Consider the following 15,620-nt stretch of genomic DNA (forward strand, 5'->3'; position numbering starts at 1 on the left):
GGTATTTTGTTAGTTACTATGATTATTATCAGCCCGAGGCCTATATGCCCGTGTCTGACACCTATATCGAAAAAGATCTCAGCATCAACGAAGAGCTGGATAAACTCCGGCTCCACGCCACTTCCGAACTTCTTTCCGGCAGAAGGGACATCATTGTGGTGGCATCCGTGAGCTGTATTTATGGTATGGGTAATCCCCAGGTGCTGGAAAGCGGTATCATCCGCATCAACCGCGGGCAAACCATTTCCCGGCAGGGCTTCCTCCATGCATTGGTGAACGCCCTGTACAGCAGAACACAGGTGGAATTTACCCGTGGTACTTTCCGCGTGAAAGGCGATACTGTTGACATTAACCTGCCCTACCTCGATCAGGGCCTTCGCATCACCTTCTTTGGTGACGAAATTGAAACCATCGAAAGCCTCGATCTTAAAACCGGTAAGCGCATCGCAGGCAAGGAAACCGCAGCTATCTTCCCGGCCAATCTTTACCTGGCCCCGAAAGACATCATTCAGCAGATCCTTACCGAGATCCAGGATGAAAGCAACGCACAGGTGGAATATTTCAAGAAGACCGGTAAGTTCATAGAGGCACAACGCCTTGCGGAACGCGTGAACTATGATGTGGAAATGATCCGCGAACTTGGCTACTGCAACGGCGTGGAAAACTATTCGCGTTTCTTCGACAGAAGAATACCCGGTACCCGCCCCTTCTGCCTGCTCGACTATTTCCCCGATGATTACCTCATGATCATCGATGAAAGCCACCAGACAATCCCGCAGGTAAGCGGCATGTACGGCGGTGACCGCAGTCGTAAACTGGTGCTGGTAGACTATGGCTTCCGCCTTCCCTCCGCATTGGATAACCGCCCCCTGAACTTCCACGAGTTTGAATCACTCACCAACCAGGTGATATACGTATCTGCCACTCCCGGTGAATATGAACTGGAACAGACCGGAGGCGTAGTGGCCGAACAGGTAGTTCGTCCAACCGGCCTGCTGGACCCTCCCATCGAGATCAGGCCCAGCGTTAACCAGATCGACGACCTCCTCGATGAAATAGATAAGCGCGTGAAAAAAGGCGACCGTGTTCTGGTGACCACACTTACCAAGCGGATGGCCGAAGAAATGGACAAATACCTCGGACGCATCAACATCAAATCAAAATACATTCACTCTGAAGTGGATACCCTGGAGCGCGTGGAGATCCTCCGTCAGCTCCGGCTTGGAGATATCGATGTACTGGTAGGCGTGAACCTGCTCCGTGAGGGCCTCGACCTTCCCGAAGTATCATTGGTAGCCATCCTCGACGCAGATAAAGAAGGGTTCCTTCGAAACGAACGGTCCCTCACCCAAACAGCCGGTCGCGCTGCCCGTAACGTAGATGGCCTCGTGATCTTTTATGCCGACAAGATCACCGAAAGCATGCAGCGCACGATGGATGAAACCAGCCGCCGCCGCGAAAAACAGATCGCCTACAACCTGGAACATGGCATCACGCCAAGGACCGTTACGAAATCAAAAGAACAGGTGATGGCCCAAACCTCCGTTGTTGATATCAAAGGCTACGACCCCGAAAGCCCGCTGCGCGTTATGCCAGGGGAAGAAAGTATCCGTCCCTCTGCTGCCGTTGCAGAAGAAGAGGCAGAGTACCAGACCATTCCCCAGCTGGAGAAAGCAGTAGGAAAAGTGAAGAAAGAAATGGAAAAAGCCGCCCGGGACCTGGATTTCATGGAAGCCGCCAGATTGCGGGATGAAATGTTCTCGCTGCAGAAAAAACTGGAACTGATGAAACACTAAGCACTTCAAAATACTCATGGTGCCGCCAGTCGCTCGCGTCCCCGCGAGTGACGCCTATTGGCTCGCCTCTGGCGAGCACTGGATTCGCCGGAGGCGAATAAATATGGGTCACTCGCGGGGACGTGAGCGACCGGACACACGCGGAGTAAACGTACTCACCCCACCGCATTCAGCCCCCAACTTCCGTCTTCAGACAGGCTTTCAATCGTACTAAATATCTGAGCAATCAAATCGCCTTTGTTGTTAACTTAGCGCCATGAGTCAAAAAGTATTCCTTCTCGATGCGATGGCGCTGGTATTCCGTGCTTATTATGCTTTGATCCGCAATCCAAGGTTCACTTCACAAGGCCTTAATACCAACGCCCAGTTCGGTTTCACCAATACATTGCTTGATCTGCTGAACAACCAGAAGCCAACCCATATGGCCGTGTGTTTCGACACATCAGCACCAACAGAAAGACATACAGAATTTACCGAATATAAAGCCAACCGGCAGGAAGCTCCCGAAGATCTCGTTGCCGCACTTCCATATATTAAGAAAATCATCCGCGGATTCAATATCCCTGTTCTGGAAGTGGATGGCTATGAAGCAGACGATGTGATCGGAACTCTCAGTATTCTGGCCGCCAAAGAAGGGTACGATGTGTATATGGTTACACCTGATAAAGACTATGGTCAGCTGGTGACAGAAAAAGTGAAGATCTACAAACCCGGCTATCAGGGTGGAGATGCCGAGATCCTCGGACCCAAAGAGGTTTGCGAAAAATGGAATATAAAGGAAGTACACCAGGTGATCGATATCCTCGGTCTCATGGGAGACGCTGTTGACAATATTCCCGGTATTCCCGGTGTTGGCGAAAAAACTGCCGCCAAACTACTGGCAGAATATGGCACGCTGGAAAACGTACTGGAAAATGCCGACAAGATCAAAGGAGCACTCGGAGAAAAAGTACGCAACGGAGCCAACTCCGCTATCCTCTCCAAAAAACTCGCTACCATCATCACCAATGTTCCTGTTGAATTCCACGAAGAGGACTTCAAAGTGAAGGAGATAAATAAAGAGATCCTGGCAGAAGTATTCGGCGAACTTGAATTCAAGACCATCGGTAAACGCATATTGGGCGAGAGTTTCAACATAGTGCCCGGAGCTGCACCTCAAGGCGTTCAAACCGATCTTTTCGGTAATGCCATCGATACGCCAGCCGCAAAAGGCAAGCCTAAAAAAGAGGAAGAAGCCACAGACGAAGACCGTGCACCCAGCACCGAAGCCTTACACGCAGGTAAAAACATTAAAAACACAGCACATCAGTACCGTGCCATCACGGAAGATGCGGCCATCGATACGCTCATCAAAGAACTGATGGAGCAACCGGAGATCTGCTTCGATACGGAAACCACCAGTCTCGATGCCAATGATGCAGAACTCGTTGGGATGAGTTTCTCCTACAAAACAGCGGAAGCCTACTATGTTCCCTGTTCTCCCGATCAGGAACAAACGAAAAAACTGTTGCAGAAATTTGCACCGCTTTTTGAGAACACAAACATCACCTGGTTGGGCCAGAACCTTAAATATGATATGCTCGTACTGAAATGGTACGGCTACGAGCTCAAGGGAAATATTTTTGATACCATGCTGGCTCACTATGTGATTGAGCCCGATGGCAAACGTAGCATGGACGTACTCAGTGTGCAATTCCTCGGTTACGAGCCCATTCACATCGATGAACTCATCGGCAAGAAAGGAAAGACACAGGGAAATATGCGCGACGTGGAACTGTCTAAGATCACAGAATACGCAGCAGAAGACGCAGACGTTACCCTCCAGCTGAAACAGATCTTTGCACCCATGCTCAAGACCAGAGAAGTGGAGCGTGTATTCAGCGAAGTGGAAAACCCGCTCGTGAAAGTGCTTACCGATATGGAGTTCGAAGGAGTTCGTATTGATGTGGACTTCCTGAAAGAATACTCTGGTCAGCTGGAGCTCGATGCCAGACAAGCAGAAGAAAATGTATTCCAGCAAGCCGGCGTCCGGTTCAATCTCGGTTCACCCAAACAACTGGGTGAAGTGCTCTTCGAGAAATTACAACTGGATCCCAAAGCCAAAAAGACCAAGACTGGTCAGTATGCTACCGGAGAAGATGTATTGCTGAAACTCGCCGGACAGAATAAGATCGTGGATGATATCCTGGCATACCGGGAGCTCACCAAACTGCGCTCTACCTACGTGGACGCATTGCCGACCATGATCAACCGCAAAACCGGTCGCGTACATACATCCTATGCACAGGCGGTGGCCGTTACCGGTCGCCTCAGCAGCAACAACCCCAATCTTCAGAATATTCCCGTGCGCACTGATCGCGGCAAGGAGATCCGCAAGGCCTTCATCCCAAGGGATAACGGGCACACCCTGCTCTCCGCCGACTATTCGCAGATAGAGCTGCGCATTGTGGCCGCCATCAGCGGAGACCCCGCCATGTGCGAAGCATTCAAACTTGGCAAAGACATCCACACGGCAACTGCCGCCAAAGTATATGGAGTGGATGAAGCCGATGTTACCAAAGAGATGCGCTACAAAGCCAAGAGCGTGAACTTCGGCATCATCTATGGCCAGGGGGCATTTGGCCTGGCAGACAACCTCGGTATCAGCAGAACGGAAGCCAAAGAGATCATCGATAATTACAAGAAACAGTTCTCCTTCATCCAGAAATACATGGATGATACCATCAATTTCGCGCGTGAAACCGGCTACGTGCAAACCCTGATGGGAAGAAAACGCTGGCTTCGCGATATCAACTCCTCCAACTTCACCGTAAGAGGTTTTGCTGAGCGAAACGCCATCAACTCCCCAATCCAGGGAACAGCTGCCGACATGATCAAACTGGCTATGATCAAACTCCACCAGGAATTCAAAAAACACAGGTTCAAATCAAAAATGATTTTGCAGGTGCATGACGAGTTGATCTTTGATGCCATTCACGAAGAGGTAGACATAATTAAGCCTTTGATCCTCGATTGTATGCGATCCGCCCTGCCATTGCCCAACGAGGTTCCGGTAGAAGCAGAGATCGGCGGTGGCAAAAACTGGCTCGAAGCACACTAACCCTCTAATACTTAACGTTCCTTTACCATATCAGGGGCTTGAATTTACAAGCCCCTAACAGTCTGTGGCGTCTTATTTGTGCTATTACTGGTATACCGCATCCGGTTTAACGATTGGTTGTTTTTTAACATGTTCCTGGCGTGCACCCATTAAACATTTTCTTCTCAACCCGTCTAAACTGAGTTCGGATTTCCCAAAACCTAAATTTCCCCGGTATGAAGCTCCTTTATACATTCTTATGTGCAGTTGGACTGGTTACCCTGGTGCAATCCGCCACAGCACAAACCAGTTGGCCCAAAGCCATCGACGCCCAGGGCAACAACCTCAAACTCTATGAATGGCAACCGGAATCATTTGCAGACAATACACTGAAAGCGCGCGCAGCAGTTTCAGTGGTTGCCAGCGGCAAAACAGATCCTGTTTTCGGCATGGCCTGGATCAAAGCCACTACAGAAACCCGTAATAACCAGGTGCGCGTTGTTTCAGCCCGCATCAACTCCCTCAAATTACCGGAAGAGATCAGCGAAGATCAGCTGGATGATATCAAACAACAGATCGAACAGCAGATCCCTTCCATGGAAATTTCCTTCCGTTATGATCAGCTCCAGCAATCACTGCAGCTGAACACACAGCAGACCAAATTAAGTTCCGAGATCAGCAACAAACCTCCCAAAGTGATCTATGCCAATCAGCCTTCTGTACTGGTATTGATCGATGGCAACCCGGACCTGAAAAGGAATGACGATTGGGGAATCGATGCCGTGGTGAACACTCCTTTTACTATTGTGAAGAATCGTGATGGAAAATTCTATCTCTATGGAGGCAAGCACTGGTACGCATCTCCAACAGTGAACGGGCCATATGCGCTCGTTACCAATCCCGGCTCCAGCTTCAACAAAATTGAACAGGCTATCCAGGATGCCAACAAGAACAATGAAGGCGCCGACGATGGAATGGAAAAAGACGAAAACACAATCTATAAGATCATTGTGAGCACTGAACCTGCCGAGCTGATCCAGACGAAAGGAGAAGCCAATCTGGCTTCAGTGGAAGGCACCAGCCTGCTCTATGTTTCAAATTCAGATGATGATATTTTCATGGATATCACCAGCCAGCAGTACTTCGTGCTCATCTCAGGTCGCTGGTACCAGAGCAAATCCCTGACAGGATCCTGGAACTATGTTCCCGCCGATAACCTGCCTGCCGACTTTGCAAAGATCCCTGAAGGATCTGATAAAGACAATGTGCTGGCATCCGTAGCCGGAACAGATGCAGCAAGGGATGCACTTCGCGAAGCTGAAGTGCCGCAAACAGCAAGGGTGGAACGAGAGAAAGCACGCGCAGAAATTGATTATGACGGCAGCCCCGAATTTGAAGATATCGATGGAACCGATCTGGCTTACGCTACCAATACGCCGGCATCTGTACTGAGATGGAGAGGAAGATATTATTCCGTTGATAACGGTGTATGGTTTGAATCCCGTAATTCAAACGGCCCCTGGGTTGTTGCCGTTGAAAGGCCAACCACTGTAGCGCTTATTCCTCCCCGTTATCCCGTTTATAATGTAAAATATGTATACATCTATGATGTAACTCCTGACTACGTGTACATGGGTTACACACCAGGATACCTCAACGCTTATATTTACGGTCCAACCATCGTGTACGGAACCGGTTGGTACTATCGCCCCTGGCATCGTACCTTCTACTATCCACGACCCTGCACCTGGGGATACCGTGTACGTTATAACCCCTGGTATGGATGGGGCTTCGGTTTCAACTATAACTCAGGCTGGTTCAATGCCAGCATAGGTTTTGGTAGCTATCGCCCCTGGAACTACTGGTCGGGCGGCTGGTGGGGACCCCGTTACTACAGTGCTCCGTATTGCTACAGACCCGTGTATCATGGAAGAACTTATGGTTACTACAATAACCGTTACTATGATCATAGATCTGCAGTGATCGTTCGCGCCAACCGTACTACCAATGTTTACAATTACAGAAGGGATGTGGTAACCCGCGATAACCAGCGTTATGCTCCTACATACCGTTACAACAATCGCAGGGATTACGCCAATAATCCTAATGGCATCAGCAGACCTGGCCGCGATTACAATCGCACCAACCCCGGGAACAACGGTGGCCGTGAGTACAATAACCGCAACAACAGGAACGATAATCCACGGGGCCGTGAAATCTATAACGGCAACAATAACAGGCCTAACCGTACCTACGATCCGGGTAATAATAATACGCCCCGCAATGGCGGACGTACCTACGAACGCGGCAACAGCAATAACCCGCGCCCGAATTCCGGCAGCACAACAACCCCGGGAAACGGCACCAGGCCAGGACGCACTTACAACCCCGGCAATAACTCCGGTGGTAATTCCGGAAGTACTCCCGGCAACGGCGGCACACGCCCCGGCCGCAGCTACACCAATCCTGGTAACTCATCAGGAACGGTAGAGCAACCGGCCCGTCAGTACAATCCCGGTGGCCGCGATAATAACAGGAGGGAATATCAAAGGCCTTCAGAAGGCAATACTTCCGGTAACAGGGAAGTAGTCCCCGGCAGAACATATGAACGTAGTAGTGGTAATTCCGGCAGAACCTACGAACGCCCTAACAGCGGCGGGTCCGGAAGATCTTTCGATCGCAGCGGCGGATCCGGAAGAACCTATTCTCCTCCTGCCCGTCAGTCGGCCCCCGTTGAAAGAAGAGTGGAAAGACGCGAAAGCAACGGCGGAGGTGGCGGTGGTAGCAGACCATCAGGAGGAGGCTCTTCAGAAAGACAGGGAGGCGGTGGAGGAAGACCTTCCCGCAACGGTTAAGAGAAATAATTTCTTTTCGCTTACCAATATAACCGCCGGATGCAGCAATGCACCGGCGGTTCTTTTTGCAACACGATACACAGTTTGTGGTATTAATTCACCAATATATTCCACAATTCCAGGCACGGCTTCCTGTATAGCTGAAAACCTGCAGCAGTAAGCCTTTCATCGCTTTTTAATATCCGGTGTATTTGCTTTGGCATAATAATTGGCTAACTTAATTCAGACAACGAATTTAAAAACTCATAAAATATCAGGTTATGAAAACAAAACATGTTGTTATCGGAATGATGGCTGCTGCAGCTGTAGGTGCCGTTGCTGGACTTTTATTCGCACCAGCTTCTGGAAAAGACACCAGAAAGAAAATTGCTGACGGAGCCTGCGATCTGGCAGACTCAGTAAAAAATGGCGCGTATGATCTGGTAGGCAAAGCAAAGAAGAGCCTTCGTAAGAATCATCTGACAGATGATATGGAAGTGGGTTAATAGTAGCAGACTAATCACTCTCTATATATATTCATCTTATAGTAAGCGGGCAGCGTAACATAACGGTGCCCGCTTTTTATTTGTATGGATGTACCAGTAGTTTCTTTGTTTCGATGATCTCTCCGCCTGCGCCAACAAATGTGATCATGTAAGTGCCGGGAATGTAAAGATTCATTTCGATCAGCGTTCGTTCTCCCACTTTCTCTTCTCTCACTCTTCTTCCCAGCAGATCGTAGATCATTACGCTCTTCACTACAACAGCGCCGCTTATGCCAACATAGAATCTTCCGGTTGACGGATTAGGCCATAACAGAAGCTGATAGCCACCCGGCTTTCCCTTCACGGCAACCATATTGGAAAAAGCCTGTTCGTTACGAAGGTTAACCAGTAAGAGGCGGTAGTAACTGATACCTGTATGCGAATTTTCATCCATGATGGAATAGTTCAGCGGATTGATGCTGGTTCCATTCGGCGCCTTTGATTTCACGGTATCGATATCACGGAAGCCGCTTTCTGTGCTCAGCCTGCGCTGTACCACAAAATAATCCTGATCGATCTCAGGCTTGGTGGTCCAGTATACTTTCACCTGTTTCCAGTCTGTACGATAAGCGTTCAGCCAGGCTTTTGTTTCCACCGGCAGCGGCTTGTTGATGCCCGTGAACTTGGTGAAGAATGTGGAGCTTCCGATCATTCCGGTTCCCAGTCTGCTGTTCACCCCACTGTTGGAAAGCGGCGCTCCGCTGGTAAGAAAGCCAATGGCCGGAGGCTGCATCTGGGTGGTGGAATCCCACCTGATACCGTTGTATCTCGATACATACGTACTGTTGCGATTTGTAGCAAAATAACTTCCTTCATCACCCACCAGGTGCTGGAAATAGACCAGGGCATCGTCCACGCCCGGATTAGTGAGTTTGCCAACTTCCCAGGTCTTGTTCACGGAAGAGTCGCGGAGATTAGCGCCGGAAGTAATATTGGCCTTTACACTATCAAACACGCTCATATAATAATCATCTCCCGTTGCAGACTGGCTCTGAATCGCGCCCGGCGTATAGGCATTGGGTTTAGACCCTATAGGGAAGACCGTCAAACCATCGGCAGCAGAAATATTTTCCCTGATCAGTAATCCGCTGCCTGGTGAATTGGAAGTAACCAGGTAGCGGTTCTCACTATAACCACTGATCACGCCTGGATTATTATTTCCCAGTGAAAGGATATTGGTATTGAGATAGAATAATCCCTGCGATAGTTTCAGTTCATGCAGAATTTTAGCACTGCTGCCAGAAAGCTGCAATCCGAATGGATTGCCAAGTTCAAAGTTGGCAAATGCAGGACCTGCGCGGCTGGCAGCATTGTAAGCGGCAAAGAGGGATTGCAGTTCCAGGTCTCCGATAAATCTTATCAGGCCACCTGATCCATTCACACCGTCACCTCCATTACTGGTATCGGTAATGAGCGATCCGGCTTCATTCTCCCAGTGCTTGCCTTTGAAATTCACCACGGCACTTTTTCCGATCCCGAATTTACCGGCATTCAGCACATTGGAAAAGATCGTGGCCGTATCGCCCGCAAAAAAGACCCGGCCGGATTGAGGCACATAGAACCCTGTCTGCGCCTGGGTTTCAGACAGGCTGCAGAGCAGGAGTATAAAAATGATATTTCGAATGATGGCATTCATCAGAACTCTGTGATCGTAATATAGACCGGCGTTGCCGCAAATGTTGCAGTTGCTGTTCCATGATTGAGTATCCTGATCTTTACTGAATAAACAGAACTGATCAGCTGCAGACGGGCAAAAGCCAGGGTACAACTGGCCGGAAGGTCTGCCCCAAAACCAACGGACACTGATGCTTGTGTGGAGGTAGGCGTGTTTGCTGTGGGAACTGTAAAAGTGTATTCAGCAGCAGTTGGTGTATAACCCAGGCTCAGTACTACAAGGGTGGCGCCCGCTATTTGTGTGTTCGCGGCTATCGAGCCGGTAAAACTGATCTGATTTTTATTGATATTACCCTTCGCGCCTAATTTATAGGTTCCGTTGACATCCAGCTTGGCGGTTGTAGTGGTTACCCCCATCGCAATATTACCCGTTGAAGTGATGCGCATGGCTTCATTTGCAGCCAGTGTACCACCTGTCAGAAAGATCATGCTCTTTGTTGTATTGTTATTGGCGAGGTACATATCCTGCCCAGCGCCGAGAAAATAAGTATCATTTGCAAGCCCCGTGCTGATATTGCTTTGCGAGCTCTGTACCCAACCTGATCCATTAATGCCCATGTTTACGAAGTTGGTAGACTCTGTGCCATTGTTGGCTGTGGCCACAATATCAGTACTGGCCTTGGCTGAACTGGCCTGGTTCATGATATTGATCTGGAAATAACTGTTGATACTCCCTTTGGCATAGATGGCATTCACCGAAGAAGTTGTGCCTGCATTCACCAACAGCTTCTCCGGGTTACTGGCATCAAAGCTGGTTGCCCCGATGGCCACATTACCGGCAGTGGAAATCCGCATCCTTTCCGCATTATTGGTATAGACAGGCAGATCGAAATTATCCAGCGTACCCAGGATCCGCAGCGCACCCACGGTATTACCCGTGAGTAGCCAGGCGTTGGATGCAGTTAAGGTACCGGCTGTCAACGCCTGCCAACTGCCGTTGGTGCGCAACATCAGCTGGCGCGTAGGTATGAAATAGATCACCATTCCGTCCGGAGGGCTGGAAGTGTTGATCACAACTGTATCACTCAAGCGCGGAAATAATAATCCCTGATTGGTAGAACTGAGCTCCAGCAGCGCTGATTTTATCAGCGTGGTGGGATTGGCGCCCAGCTTCAGTTGCTGGCCAATGAGCGCGCAGCAGCAAACGAACAGGAACATTCCCGTTATAACATACTTCTTCAGTAGTAACATAGGACAGATGCTTTACCTCATTTACTTTTTGATGATGAACCAGTTGGTTCCGTCTGTTTGTATCGTCACAAAAGTCCAGTCATTGTAAATGATGAAATTCGAACCTCCGTCAATGGTGGCAGAAGTTGGAGTGATGGTCAGTGCATTGTCGATCCCCCCTGTACCGATCTTTTTGATGGTATAGATCCGGCCTGTTAGTCCCGTTGGCGCAGGTAAGGTTACGGTTATCGCGCCGGTAGTGGTATTTGCCAGCACCGTATTATCTGTTCCCGTTACGGTGGTACTTGCTGTTATGGTGCGTATGCCGATGGATAATGATCCTGTAAGCTGCGTGGTGGAGTTGGCGTTTCCGGTTGCACCAACAAGAAGTGCAGCACCAGCTTTCACACTATCCTGGAAAGTTTTGGTACCTCCGATGGTTTGCGCGGTTGTGGTTACCACACCGCGGGCCGTTGGGCTGGCACTGGGAACATTCAGGAACACACTGTCCGTACCATTCGTAGTTACGGTTAGGTCCGTACCCTGGTTCTTGAAAGCAAACCCCTGTGCCGAATCACGGTTACCATTGATACTTCTGATGGCATTGCCGAAGGCAGAAGCACTCACCACCCTTTTCTGGATCACACCATTGGTGGAAACCAGCACAGTATCAGAAGCTGCATTGGTGGTTAAGTTGTTCAATCGCGCCACTCCATTCACCACCACGCTGTCCGCAAATGTTTTGGGACCGCCGAAGGTCTGTGCACCGGCAGTAACAATACCGGGATTGGTCAGGTTAGCCGGGTGAAGCGTGAGCACCCTGGTGCCCATGCCCGTACTGTCAATAGTAATACCATTGATATCCGGCAGGGTGGCTACCGCCCCGATAGTGATGGTCTGAATGGCGCTCTGAATTTTCTGCCAGTCAGCATAGGTCAGGAAACCATAAGGCTTGGTGGCTCCTGAGGATCCGTTCTGCACAGGCAGGTTGAGGGCGATGGTGCTATCCGCCACACGGTTCTCCACCTGCACCGTGTCTGTAGCAAGACTGGGCGCAGCAGTGATGCTCAGGGTCTGGCGCTCAATACCGTTGATAGCACGGATCGCATTGGCGAATATGCTGGACGAAATGGTCCTTTTAGAAACGGAACCATCTGCTGCAATCACCAGTACATCCAGTTCAGTTGAACCGGTTGGAAGATTTTCCAGTTTCACAGTTCCATCCACATTCAGTTTGGCTGTTGGGTTTGCCTGCCCGATGCCAACATTGCCCGATGCGTCTACACGTAACCGTTCGGTATTGTTTGTACGCACTACCAGCGGCTGACCGTCAATGGTTCCGATGAAATTGGTAGCAGGATTGGTTCCCGAATTACCGGTCAGCGACCAGTTGGATGTTGCGGATGCAAGGTCGGCAATTTTTACCCAGCTACCGTTGCTGCGTAAACGAAGACTTTGGTCTGAACTCAGAAAGATGATCATCCCATTGGGAGGAGTCAATAAATTAATGGCCGCAGTATCTGCCAGGCGCGGAAGCAGCAAGCCCTGACGGGTGCTCTCCAGCTCAAGTATACTCGACTTTTGAATGGTTGTTGGGTTGTCTCCGATTTTTAACTGTGCATGCAGGAATGTTGAACAAATTGCGAACGCAAGAAGTAGGAGCGTCCGCCGCCAGCGGGTAAGTTTTGGCTTCATATTGGATACTTTTCGGGATATAGAAAATGGTTATCAGCATAAGGTTACGACAAAAATTGAAGTCTTATAATAATTTTAACCGCTGTATAAAAATATTATTTCGAAGTGTTTAAATATTAGTATTAATCTCTCTAACAAATACCCGGAGCGGGTCAGAGTGCGGATTTTCATCTACGGGTGACCATTAAGGTTGGAGTGTGATATGAGGGAAAGAAGGCCCTCCTCCCTTTTCCGTATTTTTGCATTCCTATGTTTACTATATATTACTGTTACGACGCATATTGCGGCTGGTGCTATGGCTTCAGCCCTGTGATCAGCAAACTGGCAACTGAATATAAAGGCAAGATCAATTTTGAGGTTCTCTCCGGGGGCATGATCCTTCCGGAACAACCCCGCCATATCGGCGTTACAGCCGGATATATCGCGCAGGCCTACAAAGTGGTGGAAGAAAGAACAGGCATCAAATTCGGGGAGGATTTCCTCTGGCATATCTTCAATCCGGATCAGAGCGACTGGTTCCCCAATTCCGAAAAGCCGGCTATTGCCATGTGCATCTTCAAGGAATACCATCCTGATCAGCAGGTAGCTTTCGCTTCCGACCTTCAATACAGTCTGAACTATGAAGGGCGCGACCTTACTGATAATGAAGCCTATCGCCATCTCCTGGAGAAATACGGGATCCCCGCTGAAGAATTCTATACTAAACTCCGGAGCGAAGAATACAAACAAAAGGCTCAGTATGAGTTTGCCCTTTGCAAACAACTCCAGGTTACTGGTTTCCCTGCTGTACTGATACAGGTAGGAGAAACAAAATTTTACCTGCTCAGCCGTGGCTATTCTGATTATGAAACCCTGCAGCAAAGAGTGGAAAATGTGCTGAAAGAAGTGAACCAGGTGAACGGTCATCACTGATCAGCTGATAAATGACCATTTCCTTCGGCCGCATGAACGTCGGTTTATCCGGATAATAACCTTGTTCATCCCATTAAAATCCCCGTGCCTGTTGGGTCAGGAAGCTATTTTCAGTAAATTACTTGAAAATTATTCTTTATATGAAAAAGATTGCTTCGGCCTTTTGTACCATCGCTCTGTTCTCATTAGTAGCCTGTAACAACGCCGGCAACGAAACAAAAACGGAAGCGACTAAAACAGATACCACCGCATCAACAACACCCGCTGCGGAAGCAGCACCTCCTCCACCCCCCATGGACAGCGCCGCTATGATGAAGATGTGGATGGAAATGAAAACTCCCGGTGACATGCATAAGATGCTGGCATCACAGGATGGTAACTGGGACAATGAAATGACCATGTGGATGGAACCTGGCAAACCACCAATGACATCCAAATCAACTTCCACCAATAAAATGATCATGGGTGGCCGTTACCAGCAAAGCACTTACAAAGGAACCATGATGGGCGAACCTTTTGAAGGGGTGAGCACCCTGGGGTATGACAATACAAAGAAGAAATTTGTAAACAGCTGGGTAGACAATGGCGGCACTGGTATCATGTACATGGAAGGCACTTATGATCCAGGCACTAAAACCCTTACACTTTCAGGCTCTATGCCAGACCCTGCTACCGGTAAGGACTGTTCGATGCGCCAGGTGATCGTTTTCACAGACGATAAACACCATACCATGGAAATGTACAATACGCCCGCAGGTGGACAGGAGATGAAGATGATGGAGATCAAATCAACGAAGCGCTGATTTTTTCTGCAGCATAAAAAAAGCAGGCCGTGCAAGCCTGCTTTTTTGTTTCGGTTTTCTGAGGTTAGCGCCAGGCGCCAATGATGGCGCCCATCAGCAGGGCAGCAAGAATGCAGTAGCCGCCATTGATCAGGATATGCCTGAAGGTTTTGTGCTCATACAATCCAATCACTGCCACAAATGCAAAAACGCCCACACCGGTGAAGAAGCCAGCCAGTGCGCCTTCTATCAGGCCAGTAGCCTGCAGGCCATCGCCCTCCAGCCTGCTCACGGGATTGGCCAGCAACATGCCCAGATTGGTAGCAACCACCAGCGACAAAACCAGGCTCCATCCAAAGATCTTGCCTTTGTTGCTTTTACGAAGCTCTTCCACTGTCATGTCGTTTTCCTTCATCCAGGCCCTGCCGAACAAGGCCGGTGAATACCAGATCCCACCGGTCACCAAAGCAGTAATGCCGGCCACAAGAACTGCCAGCCAGTTTACAGATTGCATTACCATCTTTCAAAATTTTGTAAGTAAAATATTCCTGCTTCTCATCACTACTTCTAAGCTATTTCACTAATTTTTGCATAACAATTCAAATAGAACCGGGGTGGAAAAAGAGGCGACGAAAACAAACAGCACGGTGACGAAATCACCAGGGTCAACAAGGGTGAACGATATCGGATTCAGACTGGTGCTGGTCCCTTTCTTTGGTATTCTCATTCCACTGGTGACCAGGCTGGTTGATCACGCATCATTCCCGCACTGGAAGATCAAATTGAGTTATCTGTATACTATCGGTTTATCATTACTGATATGGGAGGGAAACCGTTACCTTCTTTTTACACTGCGCAGTTATTTCAACTGGTTCAATCAACCGATGCGCAAAGTGATTGTATTGGTGCTGGCCGCTTCTTTCTTCACCATTCCTATCAGTGTTCTGCTGCTCATTATCTGGTACCAGCTCTTTCAGCAGGGAAGGGTACAATGGGATGTGGTAACCGAAAGTACACTGGTGATCATGATCTCGGTGCTCTTCATTGTGCATGTGTATGAAACCGTATTCCTGGTGAAAGAATCGGAAAGTGAAATGGTAAAGAATGCACAGCTGGAACAGGCAAAAGCCGAA

The 15,620-nt window shown here is 49.1% G+C and carries 10 protein-coding genes and 1 pseudogene; 7 read left to right on the forward strand and 4 right to left on the reverse strand.

Annotated elements, in window-relative coordinates:
• From uvrB to ACTHMC_RS07550, 4 genes are all read left to right on the forward strand, one after another.
• Window positions 1-1,796 (forward strand): excinuclease ABC subunit UvrB (gene uvrB / locus ACTHMC_RS07535; protein WP_440412226.1); only part of this gene is annotated, 1,796 nt, incomplete at its 5' end.
• A 256-nt stretch (window positions 1,797-2,052) separates the two neighbouring features.
• Window positions 2,053-4,896 carry a DNA polymerase I gene (polA, locus tag ACTHMC_RS07540; protein ID WP_440412228.1) on the forward strand — a complete coding sequence of 948 codons (2,844 nt, stop codon included), beginning with the start codon at window positions 2,053-2,055 and terminating at the stop codon, window positions 4,894-4,896.
• 215 nt (window positions 4,897-5,111) lie between these two features.
• Window positions 5,112-7,730, forward strand: coding sequence for a hypothetical protein (locus tag ACTHMC_RS07545; protein WP_440412230.1), 2,619 nt, complete (start codon window positions 5,112-5,114; stop codon window positions 7,728-7,730).
• Between the two features lie 260 nt (window positions 7,731-7,990).
• A complete protein-coding gene (locus ACTHMC_RS07550; protein ID WP_440412232.1) occupies window positions 7,991-8,215 on the forward strand; it encodes a YtxH domain-containing protein in 225 nt (74 codons plus the stop codon).
• 76 nt (window positions 8,216-8,291) lie between these two features.
• Here the strand turns inward: ACTHMC_RS07550 and ACTHMC_RS07555 are convergent, their stop codons facing one another.
• From ACTHMC_RS07555 to ACTHMC_RS07565, 3 genes are read right to left on the reverse strand one after another with little or no spacing between them, the layout of a single operon-like run.
• On the reverse strand, window positions 8,292-9,890 hold the full coding sequence (locus ACTHMC_RS07555; protein WP_440412234.1) for a T9SS type A sorting domain-containing protein: 1,599 nt from the start codon (window positions 9,888-9,890) through the stop codon (window positions 8,292-8,294).
• A complete protein-coding gene (locus ACTHMC_RS07560; RefSeq protein ID WP_440412236.1) occupies window positions 9,890-11,119 on the reverse strand; it encodes a hypothetical protein in 1,230 nt (409 codons plus the stop codon). Before ACTHMC_RS07560 ends, ACTHMC_RS07555 begins: the two co-directional genes overlap by 1 nt.
• Before the next feature lie 21 nt (window positions 11,120-11,140).
• Window positions 11,141-12,793 (reverse strand): hypothetical protein, encoded by a 1,653-nt coding sequence (locus tag ACTHMC_RS07565; protein WP_440412238.1) that lies wholly within the window; start codon window positions 12,791-12,793, stop codon window positions 11,141-11,143.
• Between the two features lie 249 nt (window positions 12,794-13,042).
• Between ACTHMC_RS07565 and ACTHMC_RS07570 the strand changes: the two genes are divergently transcribed.
• Together ACTHMC_RS07570 and ACTHMC_RS07575 are read left to right on the forward strand one after the other, a co-directional pair.
• Window positions 13,043-13,705, forward strand: a complete 663-nt coding sequence (locus tag ACTHMC_RS07570) for a DsbA family protein (RefSeq protein WP_440412240.1) — start codon at window positions 13,043-13,045, stop codon at window positions 13,703-13,705.
• A 140-nt stretch (window positions 13,706-13,845) separates the two neighbouring features.
• The gene (locus ACTHMC_RS07575) at window positions 13,846-14,508 is read left to right on the forward strand and encodes a DUF1579 domain-containing protein (RefSeq protein ID WP_440412242.1); all 663 of its coding nucleotides are present in this window, start codon (window positions 13,846-13,848) and stop codon (window positions 14,506-14,508) included.
• 64 nt (window positions 14,509-14,572) lie between these two features.
• On the opposite strand, the gene ACTHMC_RS07580 is transcribed toward ACTHMC_RS07575, so the two are convergent.
• Window positions 14,573-15,007 (reverse strand): DUF1761 domain-containing protein, encoded by a 435-nt coding sequence (locus tag ACTHMC_RS07580; RefSeq protein ID WP_440412244.1) that lies wholly within the window; start codon window positions 15,005-15,007, stop codon window positions 14,573-14,575.
• A 127-nt stretch (window positions 15,008-15,134) separates the two neighbouring features.
• Between ACTHMC_RS07580 and ACTHMC_RS07585 the strand changes: the two are divergent.
• Window positions 15,135-15,620 (forward strand): annotated as a pseudogene (locus ACTHMC_RS07585) (hypothetical protein); the annotation flags it as partial.

The organism is Pseudobacter sp. (genome assembly GCF_051955275.1).
In the GTDB taxonomy this organism is placed as follows: domain Bacteria; phylum Bacteroidota; class Bacteroidia; order Chitinophagales; family Chitinophagaceae; genus Pseudobacter.

What these genes read in the sequence shown, in the direction of transcription:
- ACTHMC_RS07550 (WP_440412232.1), top strand. Translation starts at nt 7,991, where the DNA reads ATGAAAACAAAACATGTTGTTATCGGAATGATGGCTGCTGCAGCTGTA.
- ACTHMC_RS07575 (WP_440412242.1), top strand. Translation starts at nt 13,846, where the DNA reads ATGAAAAAGATTGCTTCGGCCTTTTGTACCATCGCTCTGTTCTCATTA.
- ACTHMC_RS07555 (WP_440412234.1), bottom strand. Translation starts at nt 9,890, where the DNA reads ATGAATGCCATCATTCGAAATATCATTTTTATACTCCTGCTCTGCAGC.
- ACTHMC_RS07570 (WP_440412240.1), top strand. Translation starts at nt 13,043, where the DNA reads ATGTTTACTATATATTACTGTTACGACGCATATTGCGGCTGGTGCTAT.
- ACTHMC_RS07560 (WP_440412236.1), bottom strand. Translation starts at nt 11,119, where the DNA reads ATGTTACTACTGAAGAAGTATGTTATAACGGGAATGTTCCTGTTCGTT.
- polA (WP_440412228.1), top strand. Translation starts at nt 2,053, where the DNA reads ATGAGTCAAAAAGTATTCCTTCTCGATGCGATGGCGCTGGTATTCCGT.
- ACTHMC_RS07565 (WP_440412238.1), bottom strand. Translation starts at nt 12,793, where the DNA reads ATGAAGCCAAAACTTACCCGCTGGCGGCGGACGCTCCTACTTCTTGCG.
- ACTHMC_RS07580 (WP_440412244.1), bottom strand. Translation starts at nt 15,007, where the DNA reads ATGGTAATGCAATCTGTAAACTGGCTGGCAGTTCTTGTGGCCGGCATT.
- ACTHMC_RS07545 (WP_440412230.1), top strand. Translation starts at nt 5,112, where the DNA reads ATGAAGCTCCTTTATACATTCTTATGTGCAGTTGGACTGGTTACCCTG.